Below are 18,236 nucleotides of genomic sequence, written 5' to 3'. Positions count from 1 at the left end.
TATATTTAGTGTAACAGGGTTTACCCAAAAATACTGTTACTTTATTCACTATTAAAATACTTTTTAATATTATTCTTATCTTAACAGATGTTTGCTGGTGAAGAAATGATTGTTTTGGAAATCTTTATCCACCTTTTTTTCCTTCTCTCCATAATATAATACAATAGTTCCATTATTACTTTCCAAATCCCACTCAAGTTTTCACTATATTGTCATTGTTTACTTCATTTTTTTACCTTGTCTTAGGATAAAATGTTACTAATGAGACTAACGAAGAAGAAAAACTGACTCTTTACAATATGACCCTTGAGGTGAATCAAATGATGACGACAATGAAACCAACCCATTCCATTGAGATAAAAGAATTACTTAGATTTGCAGACCGGAAATTTAGAAGTGAAAGAGGATCTTTCCTTTTTCAAGAAGGGATGTTAGCAGAGGAGCTTTACATTATTATTTCTGGTAAAATTCAAATTAGTAAAATCACATCCGACGGCCGTGAACTTTCCCTCCGCATTTGCGGTGCAAATGATATATGCGGCGAATTAACTCTTTTTACCGACAATCCCCGATATTTATTAAGTGCTAAGGTTCTCGAAGAAGGAGAAATTGCTGCAATCAAAAAAGATGTGATTGAAAGTGAAATTTTCCAAAATAGCAAGCTAGCGTTTGAATTTATGAAATGGATGAGCGATCACTTCCGGAAAACACAAACAAAATTCCGAGACCTTGTTTTAAATGGGAAACGCGGTGCTTTATTTTCGACCCTTATTCGGATGTCCAATAGCTACGGAATTGAAAAAGGAAGTGAAATTTTAATTGACCTGCCATTAACCAATCAGGAACTGGCTAATTTCTGCGGTACCTCTCGTGAAAGTACGAATCGTATCCTAAGTGAGTTAAAGCGTGACAAAATTATTTCCATAAAAAAAGGAAAGATATCAATTTTGGATTTACAATATTTAAAGGATGAAATCGGCTGTGAAAATTGCTCAGCTATTTATTGCAATATTGAATAATCTTTTAACAAGGCTGTCTCAAAATGAGGCAGCCTTGTTTCTTTTTAATTTTGCGTTTGCTTCTCTCTTAGGGCTTTTGGAATATAAACACAGAATGGTTCGCTTTCTAGGTAGTCACCTGTCATTGCATAGGCTCTTGACCTGGAACCCCCGCAAACATAACGGAATTCACATACCCCACATTTACCCTTAAATTCGTCAGGATTTCTTAATGCCTTGAAGATAGGGGATTCACGGTAAATTTCCGCTAATGGTGTTTCACGCACATTCCCTGCTTTAACTGGTAATAACCCACTTGGATATACATCGCCAATATGCGAAATAAATACAAAGCCATTCCCATCATTTACGCCTTTAGGAGCACGGCCAAGACCGTCAATGGAACCGGTTAATCCTTTTTCAGTTAAGGCACTTAAATAGTCGATTTCACCTGTCTTTGCCTTCGCTTCACGCATTTTTTGCTGAATGACAACGCGGCGGTAATGCATGGCTTCTGTTGTTTTAATATCGAAAGATACTCGTTTACTTAGGTCGTAAAGCCAGCGTAAAACCTTTTCATGTTCCACAGGAGAAATCATATCCGAAACTTGTCCTCTTCCTGTTGGGACAAGGAAAAAGACACTCCATAGAACACAATTTAACTCTTCAACCATTTTGGCCATTTCATCAAGGTACTCCACATTATAGCGGGAGATAACTGTATTAATCTGAATCGGTATTTCAAGCTCATGTAAATATTTTATTCGTTCCATTGTCAAATCAAAGGAACCAGCCGTTCCACGAAAATGGTCATGAATTTCGGCAGTCGGTCCATCAATACTAAACGCCCAGCGGGAAAGACCGACCTCTTTTGCCTTTTTAATCGCTTCTTTTGTAACATTTGGGGTAGCACTTGGTGTCATTGATACCCGTACGCCCTTATCGACAGCATACTTCGCTATATCAAAGATATCTTCCCTCATCAAAGGGTCACCGCCCGTAAAGACAAGGATTGGGTTGTTCATCTCATATATTTGATCTATCAGGTTTTTGCCTTCTTCAAAAGAAAGTTCGCGTGGATCTCTTGTATATTGTGCATCGGCGCGGCAATGCAGACATTTTAATTGGCAGGCACGTGTCAGCTCCCAAATTACGATAAACGGATCTTTATTAAAATCTCGGTTAAAAGACAAATAAAACGCCTCCTAGACAGCTGGTTCAAACTATCAAACAGCCTTAATACTCTGTATTATAAAGGTGTTTATAGTTAAAAAAAGTGAACTATCTCACAACCGTGAAGTTATATATGTCCGTTTTGTGAATGAAAAAAAACAGCGGAATGTCCACTGTTTTCATATTTCAGGCCTTTTCTTAAATTCCTAGCGAATGCCTAAGGCAATTTTTGCGTAACGTGACATCATCTCTTTATTCCAAGGCGGATTCCAAACAATGTCCACATCAACATCCTTAATTTCAGGAATATCGGCTAAAGCTCTTTTCACTTGGTCTACAATGGTTCCTGCAAGCGGACAGCCCATTGATGTTAACGTCATTGTGATTGTCACTTTACCTTCCTCGTCCATTTCAGCATTATAAACCAAACCCAAGTTTACAATATCAACGCCCAGCTCCGGATCGATCACTAGCTCCAATGCACCCATTATATTTTCTTTTAATTCTTCATTCATTTGGATTCGACTCCTTATTATGATTTATTTACTTCATAAGTATGTTTTTATTACAATTTCCAAAAAGCGCAAAATAATATCCACTTCCGCTAACAATTAAAAGTATAGAGGGTTTTGAAAGCTTTTGGTGTGAATTTTTTTACAGGTTAGCTATAAAATTGTTAACATAGTGAGTATAGAAATAAGATAGTAAAAAAGGCACTATAACAGTAGTGTATCATGCAGACAATTTTTTTCCTAAAACATTGCTTCAATCATGAAAATATAGAATAAGAAGGAGCTCATATGACAGAGAAACATTTAATCGCATTGGATTTAGATGGAACATTATTAAAAGACGATAAAACCATTTCCAATAAAAATAAGGAAATCATTCAAAAGGCAAGAGCTGAAGGGCATATTGTCATGATTGCAACCGGCAGACCTTACCGCTCAAGTGAAATGTATTATCGTGAGTTGGATCTCAACACACCTATTGTTAATTTTAATGGGGCGTTTATGCATCATCCACTTGATTCAGGCTGGGGATTTTATCATGAGCCGCTTGATGTTAAGGTGGCAAAAGATATTGTCGAAGCCTGCAGAAGCTTCCATTTTCACAATATTATTGCCGAGGTGATGGATGATATTTATTTCCATTATCACGATGAAAAGCTCTTAGATATTTTTAGCTTCGGCAATCCAAAAATTACGACAGGAGATTTACAAAACTTTTTAAACGATTCACCTACAAGTTTGCTGATCCATACAGAGGAAGATCAGCTTCAACAAATTCGTAAACATCTTTCAGATGTCCATGCTGAAGTGATTGAACAGCGCAGCTGGGCTGCCCCATGGCATGTAATCGAGATCATTAAAGTTGGATTAAACAAAGCGGTTGGCTTGAAAAAGGCATCAGAATACTTTGGAATTCCCGCCGAAAGGATTATTGCCTTTGGTGATGAGGATAATGATTTGGAAATGCTTGAATATGCCGGACATGGGATTGCCATGGGCAATGCAATTGAGCAAGTAAAAAATATAGCCAATGAGGTTACGCTGACGAATGAAGAAGATGGAGTCGGCGAATATTTGGCAGATTTGTTAAATATTAAATAACCCCCTCTTTTTCACCATTGTTTACCGAAATGAACACACTCCGTTTGGGCATACTATTTTTGAAGCAGCGATGCTGTTTCAATATGAGCTATGAGCATATTGGAGGGATTCGAATGGGTAGATCAAACAAATCGAAACGCTTTGTCCAGCAAGGAAAGGATTCGATCAACAAGCATGCTGAACGGATTCCTTATCACATGACCTACGCTGAAGCAGAGGCTCAGAAAATGGCCAATGTGCATGAATCCTCGCTTGGAGGAATTTAACATGGGAAACCAATTGTTCCAGGAAGCACGAAGATTTGTTGAGATGGCGAAATCCGCTAACCCTGCTGACCTTGATTCTGCTGTTGCTAAAGCAAAGAATGCCCTTAGTTCTGCTTTTGCAAACTCAACCGCAGCAGAGCAGGCCCAGCTCCAACAAATGCAACAAGAGCTTGAACAGGTTCAATAATACAAACAGAAAGCGGAAGCGCCCAAGGTGCTTCCGCTTTCTGTTCAATCTCGCCGAAAAAATCCGTATACTGCAGTTGTCTGAACTATATTTGTAAATGCATGTGGATCGACTTCTTTAATAATTCGCTCTAAATCGTAAAGTTCATAACGTGTGATGACAATCATCAGCATGTCTTTTGTTTCATTGGAAAAGGCGCCTCTTGCGGGAAGCATGGTAATCCCTCTCACAAGCGAAGCATGAATCGCTTTCTTAAGTTCTTCCGCCTTTTTAGTGATGATCATGGCTGTTAGTTTGGCATGTCTTGTATGAATGGCATCAACCACTCTCGTCGATGCATATAAGACCACAAGGGTATAAAGGGCTTTTTCCCATCCATATAAAAAACCTGCGGTCATTACAATAATCGCATTTAAAACAAACATATACGGTCCAACCGGCTTGTCCTTCATCCTTGATAAAACCATGGCTATGATATCAACACCACCCGTCGACGCTCCCCATTTTAACGTAATTCCAACCCCCACTGCTTGGATAACACCTCCAAATACAGCGTTCAGTAAAATATCATGTGAAAATTTATGAATGGGAATCATGGTGAGAAACAGTGATGAGAGTACAACACTAATAAAACTATAAACCGTGAATGATTTCCCTACCTTCCTCCAGCCGAGAATGGCTACGGGAATATTGAGCACAAGTAACAAAAACCCCATCGAAACATTCATTGGTGTATAATCACTAAGAACCTTAGAAAGTAATTGAGCCATTCCAGTAAACCCACTGGAATAAACATTTGCAGGGATAAGAAAAAAATTCATTGCCAGGGCATTTAACAATGCACCAACCGCGACTATAAAGATTTTTTTTATTTCAAGCCAAATCAATAGTATGTCCCCCTTTTTTCCAATAGATAATTGTATTTTTACGGCGAAACCGATAAACTGAAACTAACTATAATGTTGTGAATGAGGTGAGCTTCTTGCCAGTAAAAATACTTGCAGACAGCGCATGCGATTTACCTAAAAGTTTTTATGAAGAAAAAAATGTTACGTTATTTCCATTAAAAGTGCAAATTAACGACCAGGAATACGAAGATGTTAAAACAATCGATTCGAAAACAGTCTATGATGCCATCCGCAGCGGGGTTGTCCCTAAAACATCTCAGGTGTCTCCACATTTATTCGAGGAAGTTTTTACGGAAATGGCAGAAAAGAATGAGGAGGGCATCTACATTGCCTTTTCTTCTGAATTATCCGGTACATATTCAACCGCTGTTATGATTCTTGACCAAGTGAAGGAAAAATATCCAAACTTTCAACTAACAATTGTAGATACAAAATGTGCCTCGCTTGGAATTGGTCTCATTGTTCAAGAAGCGGCAATGCTTTCTTCGAATCATGCGTCAAAAGAAAAGATTTTAGAAGATGTTCTATTTAGAAGCCAGCATATGGAGCATATTTTTACGGTTGAGGATTTAGATTATTTGGCAAAGGGCGGCAGGGTTTCGAAAGCTTCAGCATTTTTGGGCGGTTTATTAAATATTAAGCCCATTTTAAACATGGAAGATGGAAAACTCGTACCAATTGAAAAAATCAGAGGAAAAAAGAAGGTGTTCCGCAGGATCATCGAAATCATGAACGAACGCGGGTCAAATTTGCAGGAGCAGATTATTGGAATCAGCCATGCAGATGATCTGGAAACAGCAATGGAAGTGAAAGCCATGATTGAGGCAGAATTTCAACCGCAAGAGGTTTATATCTCTTCAATTGGCTCTGCCATTGGCGCCCATACAGGGGCAGCTACGATTTCAATTTTCTTTTTAAACAAGATTAAATAAGGTGAAGGAGTGAGGTGCAAAGCACCCCACTCCTTTTACTTATGATCAGTTTTCTTTGAGTATTGATTTTTCCCTGCCTGACGATTCTTTTCACGCATCATATTCTTTTCATGTCTTAAGGCATTATTGTCTTGTGCTTTTTTATCATTATCTGTCGTGTGCGGCATATGCATACCCCTTTCATAATTCCTTACAGTGGTTATTGTAATCATAATGAAAAAGAGTATGTAAGGATTTCGTTAATCTTTTTTCTCGTAAGTCCAGCTGCCTTCTTGGTAAACCCTTCCATCTTTCATCAGTTTTCCAAGCGCACGTTTAAATGCCCCTTTACTTAAGCCAAATCTCTCTTGAATATCTTCCGGCATGCTTTTATCATTGTACGGCATCGCGCCATTTCTACTCATTAAATATTCGTAAATTCTGGCAGCATCAAGGTCTTGTGATTCCTCTTTTCTTGCAAGCAAGGAAACGTTTATCGTTCCATCCTCTTTAACGTCAATAATCCGTCCTTCTACCTTTTCACCTAAACGAGGCTCTTTTCCACGCTGTGATTCATGAATAAAACCTTTATAGCCTTCTATTGTGTAAATCCAGCTGCCCACCTTAGCGGTCCGGTAGACATGTCCTTGTACATTTTTATTAAAATCATTCCTTGTTGCTTTGGTGGAAATGGACTGAATAATCTGGTCACTTGCCAATTTTGCATAAATTAAATGATTACGATTGACTCTTAAAGTAATATAAACCATATCCCCAACATTTGGCCAAACGGTTTGATGGGCAGGAAGATCGTCTGCTCCTAATAAAATATCTTTAGGCAGTCCAATATTTATAAAAACGCCGATTTTCGGGTTAATATCGGTAACCTTGACCCAGGCATAATGGCCAACCGAAACTTCCGGAATCGTCATCGAAGCAGAGATTCTCCCTTGTGAGTCCACATATAAAAAGACCTCGATTTCATCACCATCTGCTAATTCATGCTGTGCTTGATTTATGTGCAGCAGTACATCCTCATTACCATCTGTTAAAAAATAGCCAAATTCCGCCTTTCTTGCAACAGTTAATGTGGCAGTTTGACCTATAAGTTCATTTAATGACATATAAAGCTCCCCTTTTCATTCTCGGAGATTTTTCCCGAATCTTGTTTGAACTGCTATATTTTACTATAATGTACCCATAAAGGGAAACTTCCCGCAGAAATGTTTCTGCATATCAAAAAAATGGGGGTTATGACGATGTCTAAAGATAGTTCATTTGATATTGTATCCAAAGTTGAATTTTCCGAAGTCACCAATGCCATTACGGCAACAATGAAGGAAATCGGTACGCGCTACGATTTTAAGGGCAGCAAAAGTGAAGTATCGCTCGATAAGGAAGAATTGGTTCTCATCTCAGATGACGAATATAAAATGGACCAATTAAAAGATGTTTTGTTTAGTAAATTAATGAAACGAGGCGTTCCCGTTAGAAATCTTGATTATGGAAAAATCGAAAAGGCATCAGGAGGCACCGTTCGTCAAAGAGCCAAGATTGCTCAAGGTATCGATAAAGAAAATGCTAAAAAAATTAATACGATTATTAAAAATAGCGGTGTAAAAGTGAAAAGCCAAGTTCAGGATGATCAGGTCCGAGTTAGCGGCAAAAACCGCGACGACCTACAAAAAATTATTTCCTTGGTCCGTGAAGCTGACCTTACAGTTGATGTCCAATTCATCAATTATCGATAGATAGTGAAAAAGGCGAAAGGTATTTAATATTCCTTCTCGCCTTTTTATTTTTTTCATAAATTGACTCATTTATAGAAAACTAACACATGAATAATGTAACGGAGGTTTTTTTATATGAGCAGCAGTCAAAATCAAGAAAAGCAAACATTCCCGCCTCAGCATCAGAACCAGCAGCCCGGAGTGGAAAGCGAAATGAATCCTCGTCCAATTTCTGTTGATCCCAATTATAAGGCCGGGGGAAAATTAACAGGTAAAACAGCCATTATTACTGGGGGCGACAGCGGCATTGGGAAATCCGTCGCAATTTATTTTGCAAAAGAGGGTGCGGATGTTGCCATTGTCTATTTAGAGGAACAACAAGATGCCGAAGAAACAAAACAGCTGATTGAAGCAGAAGGCCGCAGATGTCTCCTATTTGCCGGCGATATTGGGGATGAAGATTTTTGTAAGGAGATCGTTAATAAAACGATTGACCAGTTTACTAAACTTGATATCCTTGTTAACAATGCAGCCGAGCAGCACCCACAGCAAAGCTTGCTGAATATCACATCCGCGCAATTGGAAAAAACGTTTCGCACCAATATTTTCTCCTATTTTTATATGACAAAAATGGTTTTGCCGTATTTACAGAAGGGGGCATCGATTATCAACACCGCTTCGATTACAGCCTACGAAGGAAATGAACAATTACTCGACTATTCTGCAACAAAAGGGGCGATCGTTTCTTTCACACGTTCCTTGGCAAAATCACTTGCATCGCAGGAGATTCGCGTTAACGGTGTTGCTCCTGGGCCAATCTGGACGCCGCTAATCCCATCGACCTTTACCACTGATAAGGTAGCTACGTTCGGATCTACAACCCCGATGGGAAGAGCCGGACAGCCAAGTGAACTGGCACCAGCCTATGTCTTCCTCGCCTCCGACGACTCCTCCTATGTCAGCGGGCAAATGATACATGTTAATGGGGGAACAATCGTTAATGGTTAAGAAAAACGCATCGGCGGGGTTTCCGCCGATGCCCTGTATTATTCGATCTTTCTATTTTTTCTTCTTTTGATGAGCAGGAATAGGAAGATTCCCACCAAAATGTAAACAATAACTAAAGAGACAATGAGTGACAGCTTTATTCCGCTCTTTTCAGTCAGAACATATATTTCAGAATTATCTCGGTCTACGATCAGAATGTATTGATCATCCCGACTGCGTACAAGATCCCCTGCAAGCAATCCACGAAGCTCCTTGCCGCCGGCTAATTGCTCATCTGTTAACACTACTTTTTGAGATTTGGTTGAATTGTTTATCGCAATAACCGATGTTTCCCCTTTATAGACACGTTTATAAACTAACATCCCGCCTTTGTCATAGAGCGTTTCCATAGTTCCTCTTGTTAAGGATGCAAGCTGGCTGCGCTGTTCGGCAAGTTTGGTTATATACTCAATCAATTCTTTTTCTGTCCGAAAATTCATTTGCCGACGATTATCAGGAACGTCTCCCCCAATTAAAGCAATTTCCGTCCCATAATAAAAAATAGGTATTCCTGGTGTTGTATAAAGATACGTCAATGCCGTTTTCCAACGTGAACCCGGAAACTGCCGCTGATCCACAATATCATTGGTAAATCTTGTCGTATACTCATTATCAAAGAATTTTGCCTTTAATTCAGATTTTTGCCCGACTTGAAGAGCTTGATTAAGTGACTGGAAAGATTGATTCGTTGTTGCGAAGACATTTCTTGATTTTTCACTTTGGCTATAATCTAATAAACTGTCGATACCGGCACTGTGATAATGTGCTGAATCTAATGCTCCCGAGTTTTCAGTCGGCACTCCTAATAAGAAAAACCCCTTTTTATGCTTTTTTACCTCTTTTGAGAAATCAGTCCAAAAGCTTAAACTTACATGATTAACCTCCGGCAGGCTATATCCATCAACATCCGTCTTCTTAATCCACCATTTTGCCGCATCAACTAAATATTTTTTTACCTCAGGGTTGTCCTGATTTAAGTCAGGTAATCCATCGACCCAGCCATTTTCGACCTGCTGTTGATTATTCCAATCATTGATATCCTGCTTTTCATGAAACCAATCTTGTTTACCGGGATCCTTTACCCATGGGTGGCTTGAAGCAGTATTATTGGTGACAAAATCAATTAATACCTTGATTTTTCGCTTATGGGCTTCTTTTACAAGCTTTTGAAACGTTTTAAGTGAACCAAAATGCTCGTCCGTTTTATAAAAGTCATTAATCCAATAGCCATGATAGCCATTTTTAGCATTATCATAGATTGGGGTTAATCGAATGGCGGTAAACCCCATCTCCTGTATGTAGTCTAATTTGTCAATAATTCCTTGAAAATCACCGCCGTTATAGACATTTGGATCTTTGGCATTCGCGTCAATATCATTGTGTATATCCCCATTGTTGAACCGGTCAATCATGATCGAATAGACCGTTTCATCCTGCCACAGCCTGTCTTCCTTTTCTACAGCTGCTTTTGCAGGAAGGGCTGATATGAATAGTAACGTGATTAAAATGAGTGTCATTTTTTTCATTTGTTTTCCTCCTCTAAAAGGAAGAGGACATGTTCCCTCTTCCCACTACTCATTTTAATCGAATCACGTTTTTATTCCAAATATTATCGGGACTTTTTGATGGCTTTTTAATTCACTATATTAATATTGTAATCTTTAAACCATGTGTGAAGCTGCACAAGATAGGCCAATAATTGCGGCCCGGTCATCAGTTGGCCAAACCATGGCTCGTGAAATGATTCCCCTCCAGTCTCGACAATCTTTTCCAATCGTTCCTTTTGAAAAAATTCATGCAGTGCAGAGGTTTTATCTTGCAGAATCGTCTCCATCCATTTTTGGATGGAAATGGTATAGGCAGGATTATGTGTTTTTGGATAAGGACTTTTCTTCCGGTAGAGAACTTCTTCTGGAAGAAACCCCTCAAATGCTTTGCGTAGAATCCCTTTTTCCCTTCCCCGGTACATTTTCATCTCCCATGGGATATTCCATACGTATTCGACAAGTCGGTGGTCCGCAAATGGCACTCGTACCTCCAAGCTTGCTCCCATACTCATTCGATCTTTTCGATCAAGCAATGTCGTCATGAACCATGTCATATTGATATAAAATAATTCTCTTCTCTTCGCTTCCACCGCACTTTCCCCATCTAATTTAGGGGTTTCTGCAATTGCTTGGCGGTATTGTTCCATACTATATTCTTGTAATTTCAATTTTTCCTGCCAATGTGATTTTAATAAACTTTGCCGTTCATTGACAGATCGCATCCAAGGAAACCCTGGCCGCTCTAAATCTTGTTTACGATGAAACCATGGGTACCCGCCGAAAATTTCATCCGCGCATTCTCCCGAGAGGCTGACAACAAAGTCCTTTTTGATTTCTTTACAAAACCATAGTAAGGAGGAATCCACATCTGCCATTCCCGGAAAATCTCTAACATGAGTTGCTTCCAATAAATCCGTAACTAGTTGCTGCTGTGAAATAGTTTTATTAAAATGCTTGGTCTTGTATTCATCTGTTATCATTTGAATAAATCTCTCGTCAGCATCCGGCTGAAATTCATTCGAGGAAAAATATTGATCATTTCCTTCATAATCAATCGAATACGTATGGAGCTGCCCTTTTCCCTGTTCTTCAAATCCTTTTGCAGCAATGGCCGTAATGATGCTGGAATCAAGTCCTCCTGATAAGAAAGTACATAATGGCACATCCGATACGAGCTGTCTCGTTACTGCATCTGTTACTAAGGAGCGAACCTTTTCAGCCGTTTCCTCCACACTTTCCTTATGTTCTGCGCTTTTTACATTCCAATAACGCCAAATTTTTAGACCATTTCTTGAAAAAGTTAGGGCATGGGCAGGTCTCAGCTCTTTTATCCCTCTAAATACTCCGGACCCTGGAGCCCTTGATGGTCCTGCGCCAAAAATTTCAGCAAGCCCTTCTTGGTCAATTTCTGTCTTGATTTCCGGATGAGCTAGGATCGCCTTTAACTCTGATGCAAAAATTAGACCTTTATGATGTTCTGTGAAAAATAATGGTTTTACCCCAAGACGATCTCGTCCAATAAAGAGTTGTTCCCTTTTACTATCCCAAATAGCAAAGGCGTATATGCCGTTTAAAAAATTTACACACTCCTCCGCCCATTCTATATAGGCAGTTAACAGAACTTCTGTATCAGAATGACCTTTAAAGGAATATCCTTTAGTATGGAGTATTTTGCGGATATCTTCAGTATTATATAATTCCCCGTTGTAGCAAATGGTGTAATCAAATCCATCTTTTTGTTTGGACATCGGTTGTCTTCCCCCTTCAGGGTCGACAACAATCAGCCGTTTATGACCAAAACCAACATGTGTATCGAACCAAATGTTGGTTTCATCCGGGCCTCTCTTTGCTAGCGTATTCACCATTTTATTTAATGTTTTGGCTTCGTTTCTTATCGGCTGTTCAAAATCTAGCCACCCCGAGATTCCGCACATTGACATCTCACTCCCTTACCATCGATTACTGATCTTTAGGTGCATGCTCTATTGTATTCAGCCCATGTTAAATGGTTAATTGTCCCGTAAAGATCTGAATTCACATAAAGTTCGGCAAAATGTATAACAATGAAATTTTTATACTTATTTTTTGAAAAATAATAAGGTTATAAAATGTCACGAAGATGTCTAAAAAGAAAAATGAAAGCAACTGAGTGTGGAGGTTAACGATGAATCGACAACAACGACTAAAACTATATGATTTCCAACAACGAGCTTACAACGAAGGAACAGTGGAGCAAATAAACAATCAATGGATATTTTTTGATGAGGAAACGGAAGAAGCTACGATGTTGGATGATTTCGTTCATCAAGAAATTGAAATCTTCCGGTTGAACCGCTGGAAGAAAGGCATATTGCGTGAACCGGGAAAAATCCATTGCGGTAAAGAAGCGATTATGCTTCGGGATCAGGATACGATTAGAATGAGGAAACATTTAATTTACTCGCTCGAACGATTGTTAGATGGGGTGAACGATGATGCCTTTTTCCAGTTCGTTACGACATTAAATTCCTTAAATTTTTCCATTTACGATTGCATTTACTGCTATAACCATTTATCTTTCCTGTCGGATGAACATCGCAAAGATGGTGTGAATTTTATGGTATTTGACAATCAAGAGCAAATTTGTAATGTGCAGCATCATTTTTGTTATTACGAAAAGGTCAATGATCGGTTTGAATTTACTTTAAATACTGGTAAACGATTAGTCATCGAAAAAATGATTTCATAAAGAAAAGGCCTGGAGAACCCTCCAGCCTTTTTTAATTTCCAATATACTTGGAATAGAGCATTTTTGCTTTGACGATATCATTGGTACCATGGATGAGTACGCGGGAATCCTTAAATACAACAATGGATATGTCCTCATCTGGGGAAAAACGGAGTAAAAATTCGTTCCCTGAGACCTTTCCGCTTTTACTAAGTTTAGATTTTGCCTTTATAATATCAAGCTCGCGTTTATTTCTTGGATTAATTTGGACTGTATCCCGTCCGCATAGTGTCGTGAAGGCTACTTGCTGCTCGGAGGAGCGGTCAAGAAAATCAAATTGCCCTTTTACACATGAAGGACAATTAGGATTTTTCCCTTGCGAAATATCCATTTGCATTGAAGTTACATCCCATATATCGATTTGTTCCAAATTAGGGGTGGTCTCTGCCCCAACTAATAGCTTGATTGTTTCCATCGCTTGAAAGGAAGCGATAATATCTGTCAGAGGTGACAATACCCCAACAGTATCGCATGTTTCACCGGTACCGGATGGGACATGCGGAAAAAGGCAGCGGTAGCAAGGGGTTATCCCCGGTTTAAACACGGCAAACATCCCCCGCGAGCTTACGGCCGCCCCATGCACCCATGGTTTCCCATGCTTAACTGCTACGTCATTGATTAAGAAGCGCGTCATAAAGTTGTCGGTACCATCTACAATCACATCGTAGCCCGCCAATAAATCTTCTGCATTATCAAGGTTTACATCTGATATTACCGCCTCTACCGAAACAGTTGAATTAATTTTTTTCAGTCTATTTTGTGCCGCAACTGCCTTCGGAAGATGCAATGCTGCATCCTCTTCATCGAAAAGGGTCTGTCGCTGCAGATTAGATAGTTCAACTAGATCCCTGTCAATCAGCCTTAAGGAGCCGACACCTGACCGGACAAGATGATTCGCTATCACGGTGCCAAGTGCGCCGGCACCAACGATAACAACACGGCTTTTCAGCAACTTCCGTTGTCCCTCTTCCCCAATCGCAGGAAATAGAATTTGTCTCGAATACCTCTCTAAGTTACTCATGAAATTCCCCTTTTCTATCAAGGATATTACTATTATCATATCAAATTCTCTCATAATATAAATTTCAATTTTAAAAATATTACAAAAAAGTGTATACTAATATTGAGTAAATAAAAGGAATGGGAGGAAATACTATGAATCTAGGCGGTTTTAAAAACAATGAAGTCTTAGTTGATTTAACAAACGGTACAGTGAATTACAGACCCATTAACGAGATTGATGCGAAAAAGTACATAGGCGGCCGCGGTTTGGGGGTTAAATATGTATTAGATAATGGCCCTGATGTTGAGCCATTGTCTGCAGAAAATATTTTATGTTTTATGACCGGTCCGGTTACCGGTTCACGTTCATCCATGAGTGGACGTCTTTGCGTTGTAACAAAATCCCCGCTTACAGGGACCGTTACGGACTCCCATATCGGCGGATGGACGGCTGCACGTCTAAAGTGGGCAGGCGTCGACAATCTTATTTTCTCCGGAAAAAGCGACAAGCCCGTCTACCTTTACATTGAAGATGGCAAAGCAGAACTCCGTGATGCATCAAATTTATGGGGAACAAGTACAAGAGCGTTTATTCAGGCCATGAAGGACCAATATGGTGAAGATGATTTAAGTGTTATGACCATTGGTCAGGCAGGCGAAAACACCGTTCGTTTTGCCTCATTTATTAATGAGCATGACCGTGCCGCTGGGCGTGGCGGTACTGCAGCAGTTGCCGGATATAAAAAACTCAAGGCAATTGTGATCAAGGCAGCCCAAAAAGGCAATATGCCTGTAGCAAAATTAGAGAGTGAATATAAAGAAGCCAACAAAAAAGCAGTAAAGGCAATCCTTGATGGCGGCTTAACAGCGCCAAATAAAGGCGGATTATCCGTTTATGGTACAAACGTTTTAACAAACTTAATTAACGAGGTTGGCGCACTGCCAACGAAAAATTCCCAATACACTCATTGGGAGGAAGCAGAAAAGCACAGTGGTGAGTATGTGAACACTCATTTGCGTGTTGCAAACAATACCTGCCATGCCTGCCCTGTCGGCTGTAAAATTGAAGTCGAAGTAAAAGATGGTAAATATAAAACACGGGTAGAAAGCATTGAGTTTGAATCCGCCTGGTCTCTAGGCTCTAACTGCTTGTTAAGCGATGCCGAAGCCATTTCATATATGATTGACCGCTGTAATGAGTACGGTCTAGACACAATAGAACTAGGGCATGCCTTCTCTGTAACAATGGAGGCTTTTGAAAAAGGAATTATCTCTGAAGAGCTAATTTGGGGAGATGCCGATTCGATGATTGAATTGACAAGAAAAATTGCTTTCCGTGAAGGCTTTGGAGGTACACTTGCGGAAGGTCCTGCACGTGCAGCTGCCTCTTGGGGGGCACCTGAACTGTCCATGTCTGTGAAAGGCCAGTCCATTCCGGCCTATGACCCGCGTGGAATCCAAGGGATTGGGCTTGGGTATGCAACGAGTAACCGTGGTGCCTGCCACCTGCGCGGCTATACGGTTGCAAGTGAAATTGCCGGTATTCCGGAACCAACTGACCGCCTGAAGCCTGAAGGAAAAGGTGAACTTTTAAAAGTATTCCAAGATATGCTTGCCTTCTCTGATTCTATGAACATTTGTAAGTTCTCTTCCTTCTCTGAAAATGCGGAGCATTACGCGGAACAATATAGCGCAATGACTGGTATTCCAATGACAGCCGATGACGTGATGAAGGCTGGAGAAAGAATTTATAACCTCGAGCGTTATTATAATAACCTGGCAGGATTTGATAAACGTGAGGATGATTTCCTTCCAAAACGCTTTACAGACGAACCTGCATCTGGTAACAGCACAGGTCATGTAAGCCATATGGATATCATGCTTGAAGAGTATTATCAAGTACGCGGCTGGAAAGATGGACTTGTACCTAATGATAAACTTCGTGAATTAGGGATTATCGATGCCGAAAATCAATTAGTTTAAAAATAAAACAAGGCTTCTGCCATTAGCTGCAGAAGCCTTGTTTTATTATCCACCAATTCTTGTTGTTTTGAAGCGATATTTTTTTATAACATCTTCAAGCACGTTTTCCCGATCAGCTTGAAAGCGAACCTTCATTGCCTTTACCTTAAATGTAGCGGTAAATTCGATTTCTTCTTCTGACAAAATTTGCCCGTTCCAGCCATCTGCCTTAAAAACATAGGGAAAGGTATCCGTCACCTGGATGGCACCGAGCTCGATGAAATACATTCCAAGATGCTCCTTACTGATTCCTCGAAACTCTAAATCTATTAAAGCCATATTATCCACCAGCAACAGGAGGGAATAACGCAAATTGATCCTCTTCCGCAATGATCGTCTGAAGATCATCAAGATGGATGATATTCCTGCCGTTTACATAAACATGAACAAATGGAAGCAGCTCTTTGTTCGGGGTAAAAATTTCATCCTGTAAATCAGGAAACATTTCCACCATTTTATTCAGCACATCAATCACCCGATCCCCATCAGGCTGCACCTTTACTGTTACTCCTCCACATATTTCACGGAGATTTGCAAACACTTTTACGAGCATATGTATTCTCTCCTCTCTACTACCTTCAATAATAAAACCTATATCTTTTCTTGTCACGTTGTTTTCCTTCTTTAACTATTAAAAAAGCTGCCCCAGGGTTTCTGAGGCAGCCTTAGTCTTGACGCATATGCTTATACATTGAAAATAGACATTGGTAATTTTTCAAAGCCTAAATATAATACAAGCAAAAATGCCACAACAAACTGAATCCAAAATGCGGAAGTTCTTCTGTTATTTGCGGCTCTTCCAAGGATCATTTCAAATAAACCGATAACCCATAGTCCCGCGACCGCTTTTAAAATATACCAAACATCAATCTTGGTCAACGAAAAAAGAAGTCCAATGCCTGTGGCAATAATAAGCAGGTACAATACTCGTAAAATCATTTGGACAATTTTAAATCCTTTGGCTTTCCCACTCTTGTTTAATAACAGTGCAACAAAAAATAAAATTAGAGCTAACACCCATGCTGTTACATGACCATGAATCATTTCTTTACCTCCTATGTATACTCAATCGAGACTATCATACCATAGGCTTATATGAAATATAAAGAAAACACTCCACTTCGCGATCCGTTTAACTAGATTAACCATTTTTAAAGGTTTCAATAAATTGGATGACTGCCGGCCCCAGCAAGACAATAAATAAACTGGGAAAGATAAATAACACCAACGGAAAGAGCATTTTGATTGGTGCCTTCATAGCTGTTTCCTCAGCCCGCTGCTTACGCTGTTCCCTTACTTCATTAGACTGGACCCGAAGGACTTGAACCAGTCCGATTCCCAGCTTCTCCGCCTGCAGGACACTGCTGATAAATGCCTTTATTTCATCAACATCCAGCCTGTCTCTGATACCGGAAAGCGCCTCTCTCCTTGTCTTCCCAAGACGGATTTCCTCTAGGCAGCGATGAAATTCCTGCGAGAGAACACCTTCTTTTTTGGCTACTACTTTCGTAATCGCACCGTCAAAACCAAGCCCTGCCTCAAGACTAACCGTTAACAGATCCAATAGATCCGGAAATTCCCGTAATGCCAAACGATTCCTAGTCTTTGTTTTTTGCTTTAAATAAAGATGCGGGGCAAAAAATCCAATCAGGATTCCCATTAATACAAAAACAATCACTACACCTGTTCCGGCATGTAAAATCGAACCATAACCAAAAAAGATAAGCGGCATCAAAAATAAGGAAACAGTCTGGATTAAGCGAAAATCAACTGCTGTTATGCCGAATGGATTTCCTGCCATTTGAAGTTTCTGGTCAATCTTTGCTTCTTTTTCCCCCGGCATTCTCTTTTTAAAGCTTTTTTTAAAATCTACCACCATGGGCTTGATAAATCTGTCCAGGAATGATTGTTGCTTCTCCTCTGGAACGTCTTCTATCCGATTTACAGTGTCATTTAAAAGAAAGAACTCAACTCGCTCCTTGACCGTTTCATTTTTATTTGAACGAATAAGAAAAGTCCCATAGATTCCTAATGTGACAGTTAAAAACAAACAAAAATAGAGCAA

The 18,236-nt window shown here is 39.7% G+C and carries 21 protein-coding genes; 9 read left to right on the top strand and 12 right to left on the bottom strand.

Annotated features, from left to right (window positions below):
* The first annotated feature begins 320 nt into the window (after window positions 1-320).
* Window positions 321-1,019: a Crp/Fnr family transcriptional regulator gene (locus FAY30_RS07490; protein WP_149869282.1), complete on the top strand. Its 699-nt coding sequence runs from the start codon at window positions 321-323 to the stop codon at window positions 1,017-1,019.
* Between the two features lie 44 nt (window positions 1,020-1,063).
* Here FAY30_RS07490 and FAY30_RS07485 read toward each other — a convergent pair whose 3' ends face one another.
* Both FAY30_RS07485 and FAY30_RS07480 read right to left on the bottom strand, forming a co-directional pair.
* Window positions 1,064-2,191: a TIGR04053 family radical SAM/SPASM domain-containing protein gene (locus FAY30_RS07485; RefSeq protein ID WP_149869281.1), complete on the bottom strand. Its 1,128-nt coding sequence runs from the start codon at window positions 2,189-2,191 to the stop codon at window positions 1,064-1,066.
* 186 nt (window positions 2,192-2,377) lie between these two features.
* The gene (locus FAY30_RS07480; protein ID WP_149869280.1) at window positions 2,378-2,686 is read right to left on the bottom strand and encodes a metal-sulfur cluster assembly factor; all 309 of its coding nucleotides are present in this window, start codon (window positions 2,684-2,686) and stop codon (window positions 2,378-2,380) included.
* Window positions 2,687-2,971: 285 nt separating this feature from the next.
* On the opposite strand from FAY30_RS07480, the gene FAY30_RS07475 reads away from it, so the two are divergent.
* The 3 genes from FAY30_RS07475 (at window position 2,972) to FAY30_RS07470 (ending at window position 4,237) form a co-directional block, all read left to right on the top strand.
* Window positions 2,972-3,784, top strand: coding sequence for a Cof-type HAD-IIB family hydrolase (locus tag FAY30_RS07475; protein ID WP_149869279.1), 813 nt, complete (start codon window positions 2,972-2,974; stop codon window positions 3,782-3,784).
* Window positions 3,785-3,897: 113 nt separating this feature from the next.
* On the top strand, window positions 3,898-4,050 hold the full coding sequence (locus FAY30_RS27105; protein ID WP_190284845.1) for a hypothetical protein: 153 nt from the start codon (window positions 3,898-3,900) through the stop codon (window positions 4,048-4,050).
* 1 nt (window position 4,051) lies between these two features.
* Window positions 4,052-4,237 (top strand): DUF3813 domain-containing protein, encoded by a 186-nt coding sequence (locus tag FAY30_RS07470; protein ID WP_149869278.1) that lies wholly within the window; start codon window positions 4,052-4,054, stop codon window positions 4,235-4,237.
* A gap of 44 nt (window positions 4,238-4,281) precedes the next feature.
* On the opposite strand, the gene FAY30_RS07465 is transcribed toward FAY30_RS07470, so the two are convergent.
* The gene (locus FAY30_RS07465) at window positions 4,282-5,124 is read right to left on the bottom strand and encodes a YitT family protein (RefSeq protein WP_149869277.1); all 843 of its coding nucleotides are present in this window, start codon (window positions 5,122-5,124) and stop codon (window positions 4,282-4,284) included.
* Window positions 5,125-5,219: 95 nt separating this feature from the next.
* Between FAY30_RS07465 and FAY30_RS07460 the strand changes: the two genes are divergently transcribed.
* Window positions 5,220-6,077, top strand: coding sequence for a DegV family protein (locus FAY30_RS07460; RefSeq protein ID WP_149869276.1), 858 nt, complete (start codon window positions 5,220-5,222; stop codon window positions 6,075-6,077).
* Between the two features lie 35 nt (window positions 6,078-6,112).
* On the opposite strand, the gene FAY30_RS07455 is transcribed toward FAY30_RS07460, so the two are convergent.
* Window positions 6,113-6,244, bottom strand: coding sequence for a DUF3941 domain-containing protein (locus tag FAY30_RS07455; RefSeq protein ID WP_083402464.1), 132 nt, complete (start codon window positions 6,242-6,244; stop codon window positions 6,113-6,115).
* Window positions 6,245-6,316: 72 nt separating this feature from the next.
* Window positions 6,317-7,180 carry a CvfB family protein gene (locus FAY30_RS07450; RefSeq protein WP_149869275.1) on the bottom strand — a complete coding sequence of 288 codons (864 nt, stop codon included), beginning with the start codon at window positions 7,178-7,180 and terminating at the stop codon, window positions 6,317-6,319.
* Window positions 7,181-7,315: 135 nt separating this feature from the next.
* Here FAY30_RS07450 and FAY30_RS07445 point away from each other — a divergent pair, with 135 nt between their 5' ends.
* Together FAY30_RS07445 and FAY30_RS07440 are read left to right on the top strand one after the other, a co-directional pair.
* Complete coding sequence (locus tag FAY30_RS07445) at window positions 7,316-7,807, top strand: YajQ family cyclic di-GMP-binding protein (RefSeq protein ID WP_149869274.1); 492 nt, start codon at window positions 7,316-7,318, stop codon at window positions 7,805-7,807.
* Between the two features lie 114 nt (window positions 7,808-7,921).
* Window positions 7,922-8,794: an SDR family oxidoreductase gene (locus FAY30_RS07440; RefSeq protein WP_149869273.1), complete on the top strand. Its 873-nt coding sequence runs from the start codon at window positions 7,922-7,924 to the stop codon at window positions 8,792-8,794.
* A gap of 38 nt (window positions 8,795-8,832) precedes the next feature.
* On the opposite strand, the gene FAY30_RS07435 is transcribed toward FAY30_RS07440, so the two are convergent.
* Together FAY30_RS07435 and asnB are read right to left on the bottom strand one after the other, a co-directional pair.
* A complete protein-coding gene (locus FAY30_RS07435; protein WP_149869272.1) occupies window positions 8,833-10,359 on the bottom strand; it encodes an alpha-amylase family glycosyl hydrolase in 1,527 nt (508 codons plus the stop codon).
* A gap of 107 nt (window positions 10,360-10,466) precedes the next feature.
* Window positions 10,467-12,314: an asparagine synthase (glutamine-hydrolyzing) gene (gene asnB, locus FAY30_RS07430; RefSeq protein ID WP_149869271.1), complete on the bottom strand. Its 1,848-nt coding sequence runs from the start codon at window positions 12,312-12,314 to the stop codon at window positions 10,467-10,469.
* Window positions 12,315-12,544: 230 nt separating this feature from the next.
* On the opposite strand from asnB, the gene FAY30_RS07425 reads away from it, so the two are divergent.
* The gene (locus FAY30_RS07425; RefSeq protein ID WP_149869270.1) at window positions 12,545-13,108 is read left to right on the top strand and encodes a DUF2777 domain-containing protein; all 564 of its coding nucleotides are present in this window, start codon (window positions 12,545-12,547) and stop codon (window positions 13,106-13,108) included.
* A gap of 31 nt (window positions 13,109-13,139) precedes the next feature.
* Here FAY30_RS07425 and FAY30_RS07420 read toward each other — a convergent pair whose 3' ends face one another.
* A complete protein-coding gene (locus FAY30_RS07420; RefSeq protein ID WP_149869269.1) occupies window positions 13,140-14,168 on the bottom strand; it encodes a ThiF family adenylyltransferase in 1,029 nt (342 codons plus the stop codon).
* 134 nt (window positions 14,169-14,302) lie between these two features.
* Here FAY30_RS07420 and FAY30_RS07415 point away from each other — a divergent pair, with 134 nt between their 5' ends.
* Complete coding sequence (locus FAY30_RS07415) at window positions 14,303-16,132, top strand: aldehyde ferredoxin oxidoreductase family protein (RefSeq protein ID WP_149869268.1); 1,830 nt, start codon at window positions 14,303-14,305, stop codon at window positions 16,130-16,132.
* Between the two features lie 45 nt (window positions 16,133-16,177).
* Here the strand turns inward: FAY30_RS07415 and FAY30_RS07410 are convergent, their stop codons facing one another.
* From FAY30_RS07410 to FAY30_RS07395, 4 genes are all read right to left on the bottom strand, one after another.
* Entirely contained in the window at window positions 16,178-16,450 is a 273-nt protein-coding gene (locus tag FAY30_RS07410; RefSeq protein WP_149872631.1) for a MoaD-like domain-containing protein, read from the bottom strand.
* A 1-nt stretch (window position 16,451) separates the two neighbouring features.
* Complete coding sequence (locus FAY30_RS07405; protein WP_149869267.1) at window positions 16,452-16,724, bottom strand: ubiquitin-like small modifier protein 1; 273 nt, start codon at window positions 16,722-16,724, stop codon at window positions 16,452-16,454.
* Between the two features lie 131 nt (window positions 16,725-16,855).
* Window positions 16,856-17,215, bottom strand: coding sequence for a YisL family protein (locus FAY30_RS07400; protein WP_149869266.1), 360 nt, complete (start codon window positions 17,213-17,215; stop codon window positions 16,856-16,858).
* A 97-nt stretch (window positions 17,216-17,312) separates the two neighbouring features.
* Entirely contained in the window at window positions 17,313-18,236 is a 924-nt protein-coding gene (locus FAY30_RS07395; protein WP_149869265.1) for a type II secretion system F family protein, read from the bottom strand.

Source organism: Bacillus sp. S3, from assembly GCF_005154805.1.
Taxonomy (GTDB): domain Bacteria; phylum Bacillota; class Bacilli; order Bacillales; family Cytobacillaceae; genus Neobacillus.
This window is presented reverse-complemented; position numbering and strand designations above follow the sequence as displayed.